We start from the raw sequence: 18,514 nt of genomic DNA on the forward strand, positions 1-18,514 counted from the left end.
TATCGAGCAATTATATGTACGCGCCAATCAGCAGCCAGTGACAAAAAATCAACCCTTGGCGCAGTTATGGGTTCCCGACTGGAGTGCTGCTCAGCAAGAGTATCTGGCTATCCGCAAATTGGGGGACGGTGCATTGACTGCGGCGGCACGTCAGCGGCTACAGCTGCAATTTATGCCAGAAGAGGTGATTCGCAGTGTCGAAAAAAGTGGTCAGCCACAAACTCGGGTGACACTGCGCTCCCCCGCCAATGGTTATGTCAATAAACTGGATATCCGTGCCGGTTCGCAAGTCACAGCAACGCAATCCCTGTTTGAGTTAGCCAGCCTCGATCCGGTGTGGATCGTGATGGATTATTCGCAATCGCAAGCCAGTTTAGTCCGGATCGGCAGTGAAGTTACTGCGACTACGGCCAGTTGGCCGGGTGAGTCCTTCCACGGCAAAATCAGTGAATTATTGCCCAATATGGATCTCGCAACCCGCACTCTGAAAGCGCGTATCACCTTGGAAAACCCACAACAAAAGCTCAAACCGGGTATGTACCTGAATGTGCAATCGACACAAACAGATACGCTTGAACCGGTGCTGGTCATTCCACAGGAAGCCTTATTGATGACGGGCAGCCGCAACACCGTATTACTGGCGGAAGGAAATGGTCACTTTAAGCCGGTTGAAGTCAGTGCCGGGCAAACTCAGGACGGTTGGGTAGAAATCAAATCGGGGCTGAGTCATGGTCAGTTGGTGGTGACCTCCGGGCAGTTCCTGATTGATTCAGAAGCCAGCTTGCAAAGTGCCCTGCCGCAAATGGCTGACACCCCAGAAACCGTGGTGCCAGCCGTTGATAACACCGCACCAGCGCCGGTCGATATTTACTCGGTACAAGGGGAGGTCAATGCGATTAATGGCTCAACAATCACGCTTTCGCATGGCCCGATAGCCGCCTTGAAATGGGGCGCGATGACGATGGATTTCCTGCTGCCACCGGGCAAACTATCAGCGGATATCCACGTTGGTAGTGAAGTCAATTTCACCTTTACGTTGACTGAGCAAGGCGCGCAGATCCGTCAGATCCAACCGGTAAAAACCAATAACAACATGGATATTCATGGGAGTCACTTATGATTGCCGCCATTATTCGCTGGTCGTTGCGCAACCGGCTGTTGGTGCTGCTGGGCGCAGTAATGATGGCTGCCTGGGGGATTTGGTCACTGCAACAAACCCCGCTGGATGCGTTGCCAGACTTATCGGACACGCAAGTGATCATTCGTGTCAGTTACCCTGGCAAAGCCCCACAAGTGGTGGAGGATCAGGTCACTTATCCGCTGACTACCACCATGTTGTCGGTACCCGGAGCTAAAACTGTGCGCGGTTTTTCCATGTTTGGCGATGCCTATATCTATGTTTTATTTGATGATGGTACCGATCCTTACTGGGCGCGCTCAAGGGTACTGGAGTACCTCAGCCAAGTGCAATCCACCCTGCCCGCCGAGGCCAAAGCGGCACTGGGGCCAGACGCCACTGGCGTCGGCTGGATTTATGAATATGCGTTAATTGATAGAACCGGCAAACACAGCCTGGCCGATTTACGCGCATTGCAGGATTGGACACTGAAGTTTGAGTTGAAAACGGTGCCCAATGTGTCGGAAGTTGCCAGTGTCGGCGGCATGGTACGCCAATATCAGGTGATTCTTGATCCGGAAAGGATGCGTGCACTGAATCTATCTCATCAGCAAATCGCCAGTGCCATTGCCGACAGTAATCAGGAAGGCGGCGGCTCAGTGCTGGAAATGGGGGCTGCCGAATATATGGTACGCGCCAGCGGCTACCTGAAAACGCCGGATGATTTTAGAAATATTGTGATTACCGCCCGTGATGGCATTCCTATTTTACTGTCTGATGTTGCCAGCGTGCGCATGGGGCCAGAAATGCGGCGCGGCGTGGCAGAATTGAACGGTGAAGGAGAAGTCGCTGGCGGCATCATTGTGATGCGCTACGGCAAAAATGCCTTAGAAACCATCAACGGCGTGAAAGAGAAGCTACAACAGATTCAGCGCAGCTTACCCGCCGGAGTGGAAATTGTGCCGGTTTATGACCGCTCACACCTGATTACTCAGGCCATCGACAGCTTGTCATTTAAGTTGTTGGAAGAGTTTTTAGTGGTCGCGGTTATCTGCTCGCTGTTTTTGTTCCACTTCCGTTCGGCGCTGGTAGCCATCATCACCCTGCCCCTTGGCATCCTTGGTGCCTTTATTGTTATGCACTATCAAGGGGTTAATGCCAATATTATGTCGCTGGGCGGCATCGCCATAGCCATTGGTGCCATGGTGGATGCGGCGATCGTCATGATCGAAAACATGCACAAAGTATTAGAACAATGGCGGCGGGATCACCCCGGTCAAACACCCGTCAGCCAAGATTATTGGCGCATTTCAGAGCAGGCGGCGATTGAAGTCGGCCCGGCTCTGTTTTGCAGTTTATTGATTATCACTTTGTCATTCATTCCGGTCTTTACCCTACAGGCGCAGGAGGGGCGGATGTTTTCCCCACTGGCCTTTACGAAAACCTATGCCATGGCGGTTTCTGCCGGTTTAGCGATAACGTTGGTGCCGGTATTAATGGGGTACTTTATTCGCGGGAAAATTCCTGACGAAAATACGAATCCGATTAACCGCTGGCTCATCGCCCTTTATCATCCGGTATTGACCGCGGTGCTGACTCGACCCAAAACTACCCTAGCCGTTGCAGGGATGTTATTGCTGGCAACCTTATACCCACTAAGCCGCTTGGGCAGCGAGTTTATGCCCGCTTTGGATGAAGGCGATTTGCTGTATATGCCCTCAACCTTACCGGGAATTTCAGTGCGAGAAGCCAGCTATTTGCTGCAACAAACGGATCGTTTAATCAAAACAGTACCCGAAGTGGATACCGTGTTTGGTAAAGCCGGACGTGCAGAAACAGCCACCGATCCCGCGCCACTCACTATGATCGAAACCACCATTCGGTTTAAACCCAAAAATCAATGGCGGCCGGGCATGACCATGGATAAGTTGATCGAGGAACTGGACGCTACGGTCAATGTGCCCGGTATTGCCAATTTGTGGGTGCCACCGATCCGTAATCGGCTGGACATGCTATCTACCGGGATCAAAAGCCCAGTGGGGATCAAAGTGAACGGCAAAAATGTGCAGCAAATTGAGCAGGTGGCACAGCAAATTGAGCAGGTGGTACGTAAAGTGCCGGGCGTAACCTCAGCGCTGTCTGAACGACTGGCCGGTGGCCGCTATGTGGATATCGACATCGATCGCAAACGAGCCGCCCGCTATGGTGTTTCGGTTAAAGAGCTGCAATCGTTGGTGGAAACCGTGATTGGCGGGCAAAACATCGGTGAAACCATTGAAGGCCGCGAGCGCTATCCCATCAATCTGCGTTATCCACGGGAAATTCGTGATTCACTACAGAAATTACGCGACTTACCGGTTGTCACCGCCAGTGGCGGGCAAGTGGCATTATCTGAACTGGCGGATATTAAAGTCACAGAAGGCCCGCCGATGCTGAAAAGTGAAAATGCGCGCTTATCCGATTGGGTTTACGTCGATCTGCGAGGTCGGGATTTAAAATCAGCTGTCACAGATATGCAGCAGGCCGTCGCTCAGCAAGTCAAACTGCCGGAGGGCGTCTCGCTCAGTTGGTCTGGGCAATTTGAATATCTGGAGCGGGCAACCGCGAAACTGAAAATTGTCCTGCCGGTCACTCTCATGATCATTTTCGTGTTGTTGTATGTCACTTTCAGCAGTGTCCGTGATGCCGCTTTGATTATGGCAACCCTGCCGTTTGCCTTGATTGGTGGGGTCTGGTTGCTCTATGGGCTGGGCTATAACTTTTCAGTTGCTGCCGCAGTCGGCTTTATTGCATTGGCGGGGGTAGCGGCAGAGTTCGGCGTGATCATGGTGCTGTATCTCAATCAGGCAGTGAAAAAACATCAACGGCCCGGTATACCGATGACGGCCAATGAGATGAGTGCTGCCATTCACGAAGGTGCGGTATTGCGAGTTCGCCCCAAAGCCATGACAGTTGCCACGATTATGGCCGGTTTGTTGCCCATTATGTGGGGAGGTGGTACCGGTTCGGAAGTTATGCAGCGCATCGCCGCCCCGATGATCGGTGGGATGGTGAGCGCGCCATTACTTTCTATGCTGGTTATTCCGGCGGTGTATATGTTGCTACATAAAAAAGACAGTAAACAACACTAAATCTCAAAAGTATTACCATAGCCCTGCGTTCTGGTTTGCAGGACTCAGGGCTTTCTTATTGATTCCTCATAACTTCTCAGCCCGTCCAGTACGACGAAAGGTTAAGTTAATCCGGTATGCTCCCGCAGTGGGAGAAAATCCTGCTTTAATCGGCAATACACCGTGATAATTCAAACGAGACGGCCCGCCCCACACCACCACATCGCCTTCGCTCAATAAAACTCTCTGACATTTAGCCTCACGAGATGCACCACCAAATTGAAATACCGCTGGCAGGCCCAACGAAATGGAGACAATGGGTTGGCGTAAATCCAACTCATCTTTATCTTGATGCAAGGATAACTTAGCCCCCACCTCATAACGATTTATCAAACAGGCATCGGGCTGAAAATCCACAAAACCAACTTGTTGCGCCGCAGCAACCGCCAACGACATAAAACTTTGCGGCATGGCAGGCCAGCGCAATTCTGTTAACGGATCAATCGAGCTGTAGCGGTAACCCCGAACATCGCTGACCCATCCCAACGAACCACAATTACTCATGGCAACCGACATCCGGTAGCCACCTGGGGTAATTAAATGCCGAAAGGGAGCTACAGTGGTAATAGTTGTGATCTCAGCCAACAGCGAGGATGCCTGCTCTTGGGCAAAATGATGTAAAACAAAAGCTCCAGGGGCTAACTCTTCGACCCAAGGTTCATTGGGTAACTGAGAAAACAGATCCATGGTCATTATGGCCTCACTATATCTCAAGCAGTTGCATCACTAAGACTGATACAGTCTACTCCAACCCTCGGCTTAACTTAGTGCTATTTCATTCTTCATCTACTTACTATGTCATTATAGGAAAGAGAAATATTATATTTAATATATTGAGATTGAAAAATTGAAGAATTCATTAATAATACAGAAGAGTTGTGTGAAAATCACAATCAAGTGACAAATAGAAAATAATAAACAAATAATAAACCGTGATAATTAATGATAATAAATAGCATATCCATGCTCAATATCTTCTTGTTAATCACAATTACATCATGCAAGAATACGTCGGGTCGTTATTTAAAGACATTTAAGAATTAAAATAAAAATAGACATAAGCAAATTAACAACCATTTAAATCGTAATGACATGGTACAACGACTATTTTCAACGCACACAATATTAAAGAGAAATACTCACTTAGCATAAATCTTATTTACGCAAGGTGAGATGAGATCTTAAAGCGATCAAGATAAATATACACCTTATACAGAATAGGTAGCTGCCAAAATGGAGACAAATGAGATTGTGTTTAAACTAGAAGGAACGGTGCTATTTTCTCCCGCACAACGCTGTTTAAATGGCCCTAATGGTTTAGTCGTCATGTTAACTGAAAATAATCTTAGGTTTTTACAGCTGTTGCTTAACGGAGTCACTGAAAAAGAACAGATTATCAATCAAGTATGGAAAGAACAGCGTGGGGCTGTCAGTGAAAGTAGTTATTATGGGCAACTTTATATGTTGCGTAAGGCATTTATTCAGGTTGGACTGAAAGAATCCCTTATTCATACTATTCCGCGCAAAGGAGTTCGCTATACCGGTTCAGTAAGCCAGATAACGGTTTACAAAGAGCCTGAAAAGCAGCAAGACAATAATGATATACAGCAGATAGCTATTCTCCCTGCCCCCCCTCAGATAGACATCCCTTCTTTACCACCGGAGAGTGTCATTCCACAGACTCTTCAGCCAGCCAGCAAACAGAATTTCTTGCAAAGTTACCGTTGGAAAAAATTGATTTCATTACTCGCTTTTTTTTCTTTTTGCTGGCTCTCATTTCTCTCAGCATTAGTCATTATTATCTTACTCGGTGGTGACAAACCCAATCCTTAATACTTCAGCTAAAATAAATATAATTTATGAAGATCAAATGATGGTAAAAAAAGGATTTTCCACCAGATAAAATATTTAATAGCTACCACTACGAACGAGGTGATTATGAAAATATCAATTCGGGTAGTAGCGATACACCTACTCAATTCTTATTTTAAAAACCGGGAAGAATCCCAATGCATTTAACAAGGAAAATATATTATGATGAACTTAATCACTAAAGGCTATGTTACCGCGCAAGTTAATGTACAAGAATTTATGCAAGATAAACGTGGCACAGTCATTGAATACGTTATGATCATTGCAGTTGCAGCTTTATTACTGTCCTTAGTGAAAACTGATTTGAAGACTATAGTAGTAAAAACGATGACAGATATAAAAGCACTCGTTAAATAAATATAAATTTACCTCATAAGCACGGTAGCCTGATACTATCGTGCTTACTCATATATCAGGGTAGTATATTGGATATCCTTAACGTATTATTAAATACATTTTTAATATTGCAACTACTGTTCGTCTGCTATAGCGATATCCGTCATCGAACTATTAGCAATAATTTTATTATCACTATCGCTATCAATACAGTGGCCTTAGGTTTGGCTACTCATCAAGCGGTTAATATTATTATTCCCCTCAGTGCATTACTAATTGGCTATATCATATTTTATTTCGATCTTATTGGTGGAGGTGATGTCAAGCTAATCACTGTGTTGTTATTTGCACTAACCACAACGCAGTCGCTGGACTTCATTCTCTACACTGCAATTATGGGCGGCGTAGTAATGATAATAGGTATGCTCGTCAATAGGGAGGATATTAAACAGCACGGAGTTCCTTATGCTGTGGCTATTTCTGCTGGATTTTTATTGTCGTTTATCATCTAAAATAACAAACAGACATTTAAACAAAAAAAGGATATTATAATGAATCGTAAGTTTATTTTATTACTTTCGCTTTTAATTGTCGTAGTTGGCATTATAGGAATTCTGATTAATATCGATAATGATGAAAAAAAACTTTATAACTCATCCGAATTGGATAGTGAAAAAGAAGTCAATATAGCATTGGCACAATCAACCCATGACCTCCCCTCAGGAACAATATTAAGAAGACAAGATTACGCCATAAAAAAACTCTCGGTTAAGGAATCAAGTGAATTAGTTGAAAGTAATATATCGAACAGTACCGACATTAACAGCTACTTATTGAAAGAAAATGTTCTCTCTGGATCTTACCTCACTAAAAACATGCTAATTTCACCTGATAGTGATGAGTTTAATCATCTTATTTTAAAAAAAGGTAATGTTATCTATAAATTTAATTTAAAAAAACAAGATGAGTATTTGCTAGATTCATTAAATATTGGAGATTGGCTTTCATTTCAATTGAGAACCCTTGAGACAGATAAGAGAAAGGGCATGGATAATGGAACCACTATTAATAAAAAAGGTATGAACGATAGACAAAGACAAAGTTACTCACTCAGTAAACTCATCCAAAAAATGGAAATAGTAAGAATAAAAAAGTACTCAGAAAGCGAATTATCAGAAATAAACGGTAAGAATCAAAAGACTGAAGAGACGTTATCTGGTTATATAGAGGTCATTATCAACATGCAGGATCTTGATTTGATCTATCTGGCAGAAGCATCCGGTGACATTATTTTGACACCAAGCATTGACGATGAAAAACATAAATCAAAATACTTACATGATATATTGCCAGAGTTGCGTACAATAAGAGAGTTAAGAGGATGAAAGTAGCCAGAACAAAGTATTTCAACCAGAATATACTGTTTTTTCTATTCATTATTATTTCATGCCAAATAGCAGTAAATAGAGCGAATGCCAAACCAGTTTATTTATCTGTTGGGGAATCCTACATTATTAATACACAAGAGGAAATAGATACTGTTTTTGTTTCTGCGGCGGCTATCGCTGACTATGAGTTAGTGGGTAAAAATAGTATTATTGTTTATGCCAAACAGGAAGGGACGGCAGAGTTTATTCTATTCAATCAGAATAATCAGCCTATTAAAAAATCAGCCGTGTTAGTGAATAATACCATTGCCGCCGCGAATAAAAGAATACAAATTGAATATCCTGAAAGTGACATTGAAATTAATAAGATAGGCACCAGCTATATCCTGACAGGAATGGCGGAGTCAGAAGAGGCAAAAGATACTATTGTCAGTATCATTGGCGAAGCCATCGGCAGTAAAAAAACAATAGATACTGATAGCCAATATCTTAATACCCCAGAGTATTATGGGATCATCAATAAAATAAAGCTTATGGGTACTAACCAAGTTAATGTGAAATTGACTATTGCAGAAGTCACCAAAGACTTTAGTGAAAACATTGGAGTAGATTGGAGTACTATAGGGAATTTTTCAGGTTCATTTCAATTGAATAGTTTAAATAATTTCAGCGCAAGGGGTATTAGCGCATTAGTCCATGCCATTAATGATGACTCCATAGCCCGTGTTTTAGCCGAACCTAATCTATCAGTATTATCAGGAGAAAGTGCCTCATTTTTAGTAGGCGGTGAGCTCCCTATGGTTAATACCACGCAAAATAGCACTGTGATTACTTATAAAGAATTTGGCATAAAACTCAATATCGGAGCCAAAGTTAATGAGAAAAAACGCATCCGCATCATGCTGGATGAAGAAGTAAGTAGTATAGATAAAGTGTTTAATATCGATGGAGGAAATGCTTACCCTTCATTCAGGACTCGTAAGGCTGCAACCACCCTGGAACTAGGTGATGGCGAAAGTTTTATTCTAGGGGGTCTGATCAGCAGCTCAGAGCGGGAATCGCTGAAAAAAATCCCATTTATAGGTGATATCCCTATTTTAGGCGCATTCTTCCGAAATGCTGAGACTCGGAAAAACCAAACTGAATTGGTCGTTGTGGCTACCGTGAATTTGGTGCGACCCGTGTCAGAGAAAGAAGTAGAGCTCCCCAATTTCATGCATACCTCAACACTTGAGCGTTTTTTTAACTTTACTCATATCATGGAAGTAAAAAGAGAAAAAATGGCTAAAGAGTTTATACGCAAAGGAGGATTTATAAAATGAAGTTATTAATAATAATCGGTCTTTTATTATTTTCAAATTATATTTATGCAGGAAGAACAATTACCCCCATGGATAATGATCGTACATCAGTATTAGTAGTAAAAAATAAACCAATTATAGAAAATGCTAACAAATGCAAAGATAATAGATTTAAAATTCAATATAAATCTTGCAACTATAATATTAATGATTACCGCACGGATAAAAATAAAAAAATGGGCTGCGCATCAGATATCAATAGAAAAAACTCCAGAGATAATGGTGACATATGCAATTAATCCTCAACAAAGAATTAATCAATAGAAAAGATAATAAAATAAAAAGTAATATTGTGATTGTATCCACTAGAAAATGGGTTATAGAGAAAATATCTGAAAAAATACGACTGGCAGACATTAACGACATTAAAGAAATTGATAAAGATATTTTTAATTTATCGACTATTAATACCCCTGAGAAAACTGTCGGTTTTATTATTGATATCGGTAACAATCAGGACGTTGAAAAAACGTTAAGCTTAATAAAAAGTAATACACCACGAGACTGTTGGTGTGTATTAGTCGGTGATATTGATTCGATTAGTATCGCACAGAAATTTACTGAACGAGGGATTTTATACTTAAACGTGCAATCACAGTCAATTGAGCTGACACAACACTTGCTCAAAGGGATTCCAATTGAATCAGAAAGAAAAGCTTTTTTCATCAGTATATTAGGATGTAAAGGAGGCATTGGTACCACACTCCTTAGTTATCATTTTTCTTGTGAAATAACTCAAATAAAAAAATCCCCCACTTTGTTATTACAAGGTAATCAAGGGTCTCAAGATCTTGATCTTGTTACAGAGAAAAAGATGACATCAGAGATAAATGAATATCATAAAAACATTGATATTATGCTATGCAAAGGAAACGAGTTAAGTGATATTGATATTAAAATTGGTAGAAAGCATAATTATATTGTGTTTGACCAATCTATCCATAATTCACCAAAGGAAAAACTAGCGGGTTACATAGAACACTCTGATTGTATTATTATATTACTCGACAATAGTATGACGTCTGTTCGTGTGGCTAAAGATTTCATTGATATTTATGATCGTTTCAAACGAGATAATAGACAAACCACTCGATTAATAGTTTGTTTAAATGAAAGCAGGCCTATAGCAAAAAATATGTTAAATACATCTGACATACAATCTTTATTAGGTCGTAAGATTGACACACAAATACCATATATATCGAAAACAAAAGAGTCATTAGTTGACAAAAATTATTTTGGCAGAAGCAAAGTAAAGATAATTGATTTAGCTAAGAATACATTAGGTATAAATATTCATTTATCAAAAAATGGTAAATCATGGATAAATAAGATAGCAGCATCACTAAAATAAAAAGGGGAAATAAACAGTGAAAGTATCATTGAATACGCAAGAATTAATTAGAGAGAAACTACTAGCCAATATTGATATAGATAAGGTTGAATATCTTGTTGACGATTATAGCAAACTTAGTGAATTACTTTCACAAACACTTGATGATTTATTTAATGATAATGACTATAAGTTAACAACTCAAGATCAGAAAAAAATAATTTCTATGATTGCGGATGAAATTACTGGATTTGGCCCATTAAGAGAACTTATGGAGGATGACTCTATTAGTGATATTATGGTTAATGGCCCCGAAAAAATATTTATTGAACGCTATGGGCTGATCACCTTAACCTCTCGCCGTTTTATTAATAATGCTCAACTGACGGATATTGCCAAACGTTTAATGCAGAGGGCCAATCGGCGTATTGATGAAAGCCGCCCCCTGGCCGATGCACGTTTAATTGATGGTAGTCGCATCAATGTAGCAATAAGCCCTATTACATTGGACGGGACAGTACTTTCGATCCGAAAATTCAGTAGTAACAAACGAAAATTAGAAGACTTGGTCGATATGGGCGCTATGAGCAGTGATATGGCTAATTTTCTGATTATTGCTGCCAGTTGTCGGGTTAATATTATTATCTCTGGAGGAACTGGTTCAGGTAAAACAACATTACTCAATGCACTATCAAAGTATATATCTGAAAATGAAAGGGTGATTACTTTAGAAGATGCAGCAGAACTGAATCTTGAACAACCGCATGTGGTACGGATGGAGACACGACTGGCAGGGTTGGAAAATACCGGACAGATCACAATGCGAGACTTAGTGATTAACTCACTGCGTATGCGCCCTGATCGGATTATTATCGGGGAGTGTCGAGGTGAAGAAACTTTTGAAATGCTTCAGGCAATGAACACCGGCCATAATGGTTCCATGTCAACGCTGCATGCTAATTCTCCCCGAGATGCTGTTGCACGGCTCGAAAGTATGATTATGATGGGCCCGGTTAATATGCCTATATTTACCATTCGTCGTAATATCGCTTCAGCGATCAACCTTATTGTTCAAGTTTCGCGGATGAATGATGGCTCACGAAAATTATGTCACATCAGTGAGATCATGGGAATGGAGGGCGATAATGTTGTATTACAAGATATTTTTTCATTTAAACCCGCTAAAGAACGTGGACAAGAAGGCAAAATTCAAGGGGATTTCGTTAATCATGGCTTACTGAGTCGCTCTTCTGTAAGAATAAATGCCGATATCTATAACTTATCAAATGAATTAAATGGTATTTTTTCTTTGGTGGATAAATGATTTACTACATAATAATATTATCATCAGGTCTACTATTGTTAATAATAAATAACATAAAATGGTTAAAAATAAAAAGATCTGTTATAAAAGAGAAAAGAATAAAGAAAATAAAATCCGACAATGGATATTTTTTTATTGCATCTTCCAAGAGAATACTTAAAGAATGGTTTACTTATTTATCTACAATTCTTAAAGAGAAAAATACATTACACATATTAACCCCGGTAATATACTCAATATGCATTTATGCAGTTAATTACTTTTGGTTTAATTTCAACACTCTTATTATTTTATTTTTTATAATGATAAGTGTTATATACTTTCAATTGAGGTTGTCAAGAAAAAGACATCACACTCTTTTTAAAAAAGATTTTCCTGAAGCTCTGTTGATGATTAACATGGCAGCGAGTAGCGGTGCCAGTATTAATCAAGTATTAGAACGCTGTGGCCAAGAAATTAGTGGTCCATTAGGGAATGAGTTTAGCCTTATTTGCCGTCGACTGAATGTTGGGGAGTCTCCTGAGGCTGTTTTTTATGATTCTTATCAAAGATTTAAACATCCAGAATTCTATTTTCTTATTACTATAACTTTACTTAATCTACAGCAAGGTGGACAGTTAAGAGAGCTAACCAACCGTTTATCTGAAGTAATTAATAAAAATAAAACTACCGAGCAAAAAAAAGCGGTAATGACTGCACAAGTACGGATGTCAGTAAATATTATATCCATAATGCCTATTGCATTTTCTTTTTTACTTTATTTTATTGATCCTACTACTATAGAATCCATGTGGGATCACCCTATCGGAAGAATGATATATTACTACATTATCACCAGTGAGATTATTGGAATTATTTTAATAAGAAAAATGCTAGGTAAATCGACATGAAAATATTATTATTTATTATTATATTAGTATTTGGCTGCATCGTTTTCTTTAAAAATAAAAATAAAAACAACAGATTATCAACTTACAATGCAATAAATAATCAGGAAAGGGTAAATAGCAAAACAAAAAATACCGAAAAAGAAAACTCAAAAGAAAATTATATTTACAATACTATAAAGTTACCTTTTTTTTTATATAACATTGCCTATTTTAAGTTGATAATAATAATTATATCTCTGGTAGTAACCGTAGTTTTAACAGCACTAAACTTATTCTCAATCAATCTGAAAAATATTCTTATAGTGGGGGTTATTATGCTTATCATGATGTTATACCTCCCTAAATATATAGTGAAAAATATTATAACTAGCAGAAATAAATCTTTACTAAAGTCGCTTCCATTCTTTATTGATATAACTGCTGCCTGTGTTCAATCCGGGATGACAATTGACAGTTCTCTGAGTTATACAGCAAAAAAATTTGAACTAATTAATGCAGACTTAAGTTTAATTATGCTAAAAGTAACCCGGAGGGCAGAAATTAATGGTTTAGAAAGTGCTATTAAAGAATTCCATCAGTCTTCTACTGAGCTAGAAATAAGAATGTTTTGTAGTGCACTACAATATAGTATCAGTTTTGGGGCCACTGTTTACGAACAACTGATTAAGTTATCTCAAGATATTAGGGAAATGCAGTTATTGGTCACTGAAGAAAAAATAAGTAAATTAACAGCGAAACTGACCATTCCATTATTCTTATTTATTCTTATTCCATTTATTATATTAGTTATATCACCAAGCGTTTTGGAGCTACTTGCATATGAATAAAAAACTTAACACCATAATTATTTTTTTAATTTTTACTTTTATTTTAAGTGGTTGTTCTAATAATAATATTAGTAATAAAGAATTTTATTATCGTGAAAGTATTTTACTTAAAGCCAATAACCATGCTGGTTTAATTACTTTATATCGCAATAAATTAAAAGTAAAAGAAGATGAATCAATTCGACTAAAACTGGCAAATGCTTACTATCTTACTGGTGATAGTAAGTCCTCTTTATATTACTTGCAGCCAATATCCCATAAGGAAAACGCATCAATTTACATGCTACAAGCCAAGAACCTGATCAATAACAATAATAATGACGGGGCTAAAATTGTGGTGAGTAAGTTATTAGCGATTTCACCTAATAATGCAGAAGCTCATAATCTAAATGGCATTATTTTAGCTAATGAGGGTGAAATACATAAATCTGAAATTGCCATTGAAAAATCACGCGCTTTATTTATTTCTGATGAAATCGCAATGAATAATCTCGCTGTAGTCGCAATGCTTGATGACCGTTACACCGATGCCGTTAGAATATTACTACCAGACTATTTGGCCGGAAAAAGAGGCCGTTTAATGTTACATAATCTGGTGTTCTCACTAGTTCAGTTAGGTGATATCCAATATGCTAAAAAAATAATCGTAGCCGAAAAGATGTCTGACAATCCAGACCAGTTAGTATTAGCCCTGAGCCAAGTTGCCAGCCTACGTCCAGAGAGTTTGACTCGAGAAATAAAATAATGAGTGAAAATATTATGACTTTTTTTCGCTCAAATAGAGGCTCCATTACGATTGAATTTTCAATATTATTTGTGTTGTTTTTATTTATATTGCTATCAAGTGCTGAGATGGCACGTCTGTTTTATATTTCCTCTAACCTAGATTTGGCTGTCTCAGAAGCAACAAAGGCCGCTAAAAACAAAAGCAAGGATGATAGAACAACTTACAATACAATTGTACGACAAAAACTCATCACTCAAACAGGTGTTTTTGGGGCATTTATAACAAATGAAAATATAATTACTCAAGTTGTCTTCAGTAATAGCATTGATGACATAATAAATGATAGCCTTTTCGATAGTATTGGTAATGATATAGGAAATAATCTTAATGAGATTATTTCCGGCGGCAGACATAATGATGATTCACTGCCACTGGCTAAATACACTGTCATCTATTCATATCAACCTATTTTTTTCCCTATCTCCTCTGTTTTTGCCAATACTCTATTACGACGTGAGGTGATTTTTGTTCAAGAAAATTAATCAAAATGAATTTATCATCAACAATAAAGGGGCTGTAATTCTTGAGCTGGTTTTTATTGTTTCAATTATTGCACTATTTATAAAGTTATTATTATCTATGGCTGCATATCAATCGACCGTGGGTAAATTAGATCGTATTTCATATTCTATTGCTGGAATCGTCCGGGAGCGGGCAAGATTATACGACAATGATAATGTATTGACACAGGCACAGGTTGAAAAATTAAAACAGCTAACGGATAAAATGCTATTAAATTCAGGTGCGCATTATAATAATATTGCGATAAAAATAGAAACCTTACATTTTAATGACACTGACTCCCCGGACCTAATAGATAAAATTATAGACGAGAGAAATAGTTTGTTACTTAGCGCTGGAACGGTTGCTTGTAACCCCACCCAACCATTGCATGAAATGGATAGCTTATCACCCTATGGGAATACTGGCCGATGGATACCGCTTTATCAGGTGACCTTATGTCTACCGACTATACCTTGGTATAGCACTCTATTTAGCCCCGAAACACCGGCTCCTGCGATCAAATCATCGGCGATTACTATCGGGCGATAACGCATAATTTATATGATAAAGGCTATTTATTTTGACTAATACAGATATCATTCGTAAGTTTAATCGCCTCACCCAGTTTAAGAAAAATGAACATGGCGCTATCCTAGTGTCTTTCATTATTATATTCCCTTTTTTTATTGCACTTACTTTTATAATTTTTGAAGTTTCAATTTTTTTACAAAAAAAAGCCAAACTATCAGATGCTATTGAGCAAGCCACATTAGCGCTAACCGTAGAAAATGATGGAATACCCAATGCGGCTCAACAAACAAAAAACAGGGAATTGGTTTTATCTTATGCTAATGCCTATTTACCCTCTGAGGGGTTTTCAGACCCGATAATTAATATAGATGATAATAACAACTATCTTGGATACAATGCCGCTGTTACTATGACTTATCCTGTCAAATTTTTAGGCCGGAGTCCTCTTACCAACGCCATTAGTAATATACAAACCACAGATAATGGTGAGGCCATAAAAAATAAAACCACAAAAGTCAGTAAGCCGACTGATGTAGTTTTTGTCGCTGACTATTCAGGTTCAATGTTGCAAAGTTTTTCTGATGACGTGAGCATAAAAAATGGCGAACGAATAAATGCCTTAAGATCGGCATTTATAATATTGCATGATGCTATTAAAAATAATAGTAATGTTAATACTATAGGTTTTATCCCTTTCGGATCGGGAACAAAAAGAAAAGTTTCAGAAAATGGAGAAAACAAAGAATATTGCCATTTACCTTTTTCACCAAAGATATATAAGCCTAACGGTGATTATCTGTCAGAAAATGCAGAGGCCACAGAGGACGCTTGGACTTTTTTGGATGTAATCGGCGATCATATTGACTATAAAAAGACAATTATGTCAATTACTGAAAATGTACGAACCATTGATATCCCTATGCATGATATCAAACACAAAGAGATTTGCCTAAGTGGTACAAACTCATACTCACTAGAGAGAGAACAATTTGATTATAGTATAGAAAAGATAATAGAAATGGTTCCATTAGGGGGGACGCTAATAAGCTCAGGGATACTCTCGGCTAATAACATATTTAAGGAGACAGCTGATAATGGCCATAAAAAACTAATGATCATTCTTTCAGATGGTATGGATACCTATAACTCGACAAAGTTACCAAATAAAGGATTTTTTATCAGCAAAACACTTATAGATGAAGGAATGTGTGAGATGATTATAAAGAATGGTATTCAAATGGTATTTATTGCCATTGCATATTCACCGGAAAAGAATGTAAATGCACCTGAATATATTAACTGGAAACAATGCGTTGGTGAAGATAATTACTACGAAGCTCATAATGCTCATGAACTGGAGCTTGAACTACAACAAGCCGTTAACGTGTCAGAAACAAGTGAGGTCGGACGTAATACTCCCAAACAATAATCTCCAATCACCAATATCAGGCGCGGTAATAACTACCGCGCCTATTATTGATTATTTCGCGCCACCCGCTTCCATGCCAACTAACCCAACCTTGAGATAACCTGATTTACGCAGTGCATCCATCACACTCATCAGAGTTTCATAATCCACCACTTTATCTGCCTGGAAGAAGATAGTGGTTTCTTTATTAGATTGGGTCACTTTATCCAGCGCTGCCGCCAGCGTCTCACGGTCAACCTGCTGATCGCCGACATAAAGCTGATTATCGGCTTTTACTGTCAGAAAGACCGGTTTCTCTGGCCGCGGCTGTGGTACCGCTGAAGATGCTGGTAAATCCACTTTGATATCAACTGTGGCCAATGGCGCTGCCACCATAAAGATAATCAGCAATACCAGCATGACATCAATGAAAGGTGTCACGTTAATTTCGTGCAGTTCACCGCTTTCATCAAGGTTATCGTTCATCCGCATGGCCATAAATCACCCCGCACGCAATTGATGAGGTTGCTTAGGAGACTTTGCTTCAGCGCTGCTGCTCAAATCAAGATCACGGCTCAGTAGCAATAATACCTGTGCGGCGACATCCCCTACCTGAGCACGATAAGACCCAATCAAGCGAGCGAAGATATTATAGATAACCACCGCAGGAATTGCGGCCACCAAGCCAAGAGCTGTCGCCAACAACGCTTCTGCGATACCTGGAGCAACAACCGCCAGATTGGTTGTTTGTGAGTGGGCAATACCGATAAAGCTGTTCATGATGCCCCAAACCGTACCAAACAAGCCGACAAACGGAGAAATAGCACCGATGGTTGCCAGGAAACCGTTGCCTTTGCCCATTTGGCGGCTGATGGCAGCCACTCGGCGCTCCAGACGGAAAGCAGTACGTTCTTTAATACCGTTGTTATCATTCGATTCTGCCGATAGTAGACGCTCATTTTGCGCCTCACGCAGTAACAGACCGCTGATACTCTCAGAAGAAAAAGCCGCTGCCCGCTCGGATGCAGTATCAAGGTCAGTGACCGCGCCGATAACCTCATGCTCTTGCTGTAAGCGGCGACGTGCACGGAATAACTCGGTACCTTTGGAGAACAAAATGGTCCAGGTCACGATGGATGCCAGTACCAGACCAATCATTACGCCTTTAACCACCACGTCGGCATGTTGATACATGCCCCAAACAGAGAGGTCCATTGCCAGCCCTTGTGGTGCTGGAGCCGTTAGTGGCTGAACCGCTGGCGCGGATGTGGCAGGAGCAACAGTGTCTGCATTAGCAGGAGTTGCCGCGACTGGGGTGATTTCCGGCGCAGGTAGCGGTGTTGAAGTTGCCGTTGTTGGTGTTGTAACAGATGCAGATGCAGCAACTGCACCGCTGTTGCCTGGCGCGGCGAATGCATGACCGGTTAAACCTGCCACCAGCAATAATGCCATCGCGCCTTTCATCATTCGGCCTTGCACGAATGATTTATCTTTAATCTTTTTGCCAGCTGTTTTCACGCTGTGCCTCCACCCAATATACAGATCAATTTAAGGACGAAATCAGCTGCCGATCATATCAAACAAATGGGGGATTGATAGTAATTATCATTAGTATTTACGCCTATTTTTTGAGAAAAAATAAGAATTGCCCTGATATCAGGGACTA

Annotated in this window: 19 protein-coding genes; 16 read left to right on the forward strand and 3 right to left on the reverse strand. The window is 39.9% G+C overall.

Features of this window, described 5'->3' with window-relative positions; genetic code table 11:
* Positions 1–1,120: efflux RND transporter periplasmic adaptor subunit (locus tag ACNSO8_RS19810; RefSeq protein ID WP_418395634.1), on the forward strand; the 1,120-nt coding region annotated here is incomplete at its 5' end.
* Positions 1,117–4,248, forward strand: coding sequence for an efflux RND transporter permease subunit (locus ACNSO8_RS19815; protein ID WP_019082344.1), 3,132 nt, complete (start codon positions 1,117–1,119; stop codon positions 4,246–4,248). The genes ACNSO8_RS19810 and ACNSO8_RS19815, both read left to right, overlap by 4 nt.
* Positions 4,249–4,314: 66 nt before the next feature.
* Here ACNSO8_RS19815 and alkB read toward each other — a convergent pair whose 3' ends face one another.
* On the reverse strand, positions 4,315–4,980 hold the full coding sequence (alkB, locus tag ACNSO8_RS19820) for a DNA oxidative demethylase AlkB (RefSeq protein ID WP_418395635.1): 666 nt from the start codon (positions 4,978–4,980) through the stop codon (positions 4,315–4,317).
* 540 nt (positions 4,981–5,520) lie between these two features.
* On the opposite strand from alkB, the gene ACNSO8_RS19825 reads away from it, so the two are divergent.
* From ACNSO8_RS19825 to ACNSO8_RS19890, 14 genes are all read left to right on the forward strand, one after another.
* Positions 5,521–6,120, forward strand: a complete 600-nt coding sequence (locus tag ACNSO8_RS19825) for a winged helix-turn-helix domain-containing protein (protein ID WP_046050229.1) — start codon at positions 5,521–5,523, stop codon at positions 6,118–6,120.
* 201 nt (positions 6,121–6,321) lie between these two features.
* Complete coding sequence (locus ACNSO8_RS19830; RefSeq protein WP_019079092.1) at positions 6,322–6,516, forward strand: hypothetical protein; 195 nt, start codon at positions 6,322–6,324, stop codon at positions 6,514–6,516.
* A gap of 68 nt (positions 6,517–6,584) precedes the next feature.
* On the forward strand, positions 6,585–7,007 hold the full coding sequence (locus ACNSO8_RS19835) for an A24 family peptidase (protein ID WP_019079093.1): 423 nt from the start codon (positions 6,585–6,587) through the stop codon (positions 7,005–7,007).
* 39 nt (positions 7,008–7,046) lie between these two features.
* Positions 7,047–7,880 (forward strand): hypothetical protein, encoded by an 834-nt coding sequence (locus ACNSO8_RS19840; protein ID WP_019082340.1) that lies wholly within the window; start codon positions 7,047–7,049, stop codon positions 7,878–7,880.
* Positions 7,877–9,205, forward strand: coding sequence for a type II and III secretion system protein family protein (locus tag ACNSO8_RS19845; RefSeq protein WP_418395636.1), 1,329 nt, complete (start codon positions 7,877–7,879; stop codon positions 9,203–9,205). The genes ACNSO8_RS19840 and ACNSO8_RS19845 overlap by 4 nt, the downstream gene beginning before the upstream one ends.
* A complete protein-coding gene (locus ACNSO8_RS19850; protein WP_019079095.1) occupies positions 9,202–9,483 on the forward strand; it encodes a hypothetical protein in 282 nt (93 codons plus the stop codon). Before ACNSO8_RS19845 ends, ACNSO8_RS19850 begins: the two co-directional genes overlap by 4 nt.
* On the forward strand, positions 9,474–10,598 hold the full coding sequence (locus ACNSO8_RS19855; protein ID WP_046050226.1) for a pilus assembly protein CpaE: 1,125 nt from the start codon (positions 9,474–9,476) through the stop codon (positions 10,596–10,598). The genes ACNSO8_RS19850 and ACNSO8_RS19855 overlap by 10 nt, the downstream gene beginning before the upstream one ends.
* Before the next feature lie 16 nt (positions 10,599–10,614).
* A complete protein-coding gene (locus ACNSO8_RS19860; RefSeq protein WP_019079097.1) occupies positions 10,615–11,901 on the forward strand; it encodes a CpaF family protein in 1,287 nt (428 codons plus the stop codon).
* Positions 11,898–12,791, forward strand: a complete 894-nt coding sequence (locus tag ACNSO8_RS19865; RefSeq protein WP_418395637.1) for a type II secretion system F family protein — start codon at positions 11,898–11,900, stop codon at positions 12,789–12,791. The genes ACNSO8_RS19860 and ACNSO8_RS19865 overlap by 4 nt, the downstream gene beginning before the upstream one ends.
* Positions 12,788–13,618, forward strand: a complete 831-nt coding sequence (locus tag ACNSO8_RS19870; protein WP_263700267.1) for a type II secretion system F family protein — start codon at positions 12,788–12,790, stop codon at positions 13,616–13,618. The genes ACNSO8_RS19865 and ACNSO8_RS19870 overlap by 4 nt, the downstream gene beginning before the upstream one ends.
* Positions 13,611–14,363, forward strand: coding sequence for a tetratricopeptide repeat protein (locus tag ACNSO8_RS19875; protein ID WP_263700266.1), 753 nt, complete (start codon positions 13,611–13,613; stop codon positions 14,361–14,363). Before ACNSO8_RS19870 ends, ACNSO8_RS19875 begins: the two co-directional genes overlap by 8 nt.
* On the forward strand, positions 14,363–14,887 hold the full coding sequence (locus ACNSO8_RS19880) for a TadE/TadG family type IV pilus assembly protein (protein ID WP_019082338.1): 525 nt from the start codon (positions 14,363–14,365) through the stop codon (positions 14,885–14,887). The genes ACNSO8_RS19875 and ACNSO8_RS19880 overlap by 1 nt, the downstream gene beginning before the upstream one ends.
* Complete coding sequence (gene tadF / locus ACNSO8_RS19885) at positions 14,871–15,458, forward strand: tight adherence pilus pseudopilin TadF (protein WP_418395638.1); 588 nt, start codon at positions 14,871–14,873, stop codon at positions 15,456–15,458. The genes ACNSO8_RS19880 and tadF overlap by 17 nt, the downstream gene beginning before the upstream one ends.
* A 31-nt stretch (positions 15,459–15,489) precedes the next feature.
* Positions 15,490–16,869: a TadE/TadG family protein gene (locus ACNSO8_RS19890; RefSeq protein WP_418395639.1), complete on the forward strand. Its 1,380-nt coding sequence runs from the start codon at positions 15,490–15,492 to the stop codon at positions 16,867–16,869.
* Positions 16,870–16,920: 51 nt separating this feature from the next.
* Here ACNSO8_RS19890 and exbD read toward each other — a convergent pair whose 3' ends face one another.
* Both exbD and exbB read right to left on the reverse strand, forming a co-directional pair.
* On the reverse strand, positions 16,921–17,346 hold the full coding sequence (gene exbD / locus ACNSO8_RS19895; protein ID WP_019079103.1) for a TonB system transport protein ExbD: 426 nt from the start codon (positions 17,344–17,346) through the stop codon (positions 16,921–16,923).
* Between the two features lie 3 nt (positions 17,347–17,349).
* Entirely contained in the window at positions 17,350–18,366 is a 1,017-nt protein-coding gene (exbB, locus tag ACNSO8_RS19900; protein ID WP_019079104.1) for a tol-pal system-associated acyl-CoA thioesterase, read from the reverse strand.
* Between the last annotated feature and the right edge of the window lie 148 nt (positions 18,367–18,514).

Source organism: Yersinia sp. LJYL362 (genome assembly GCF_048323875.1).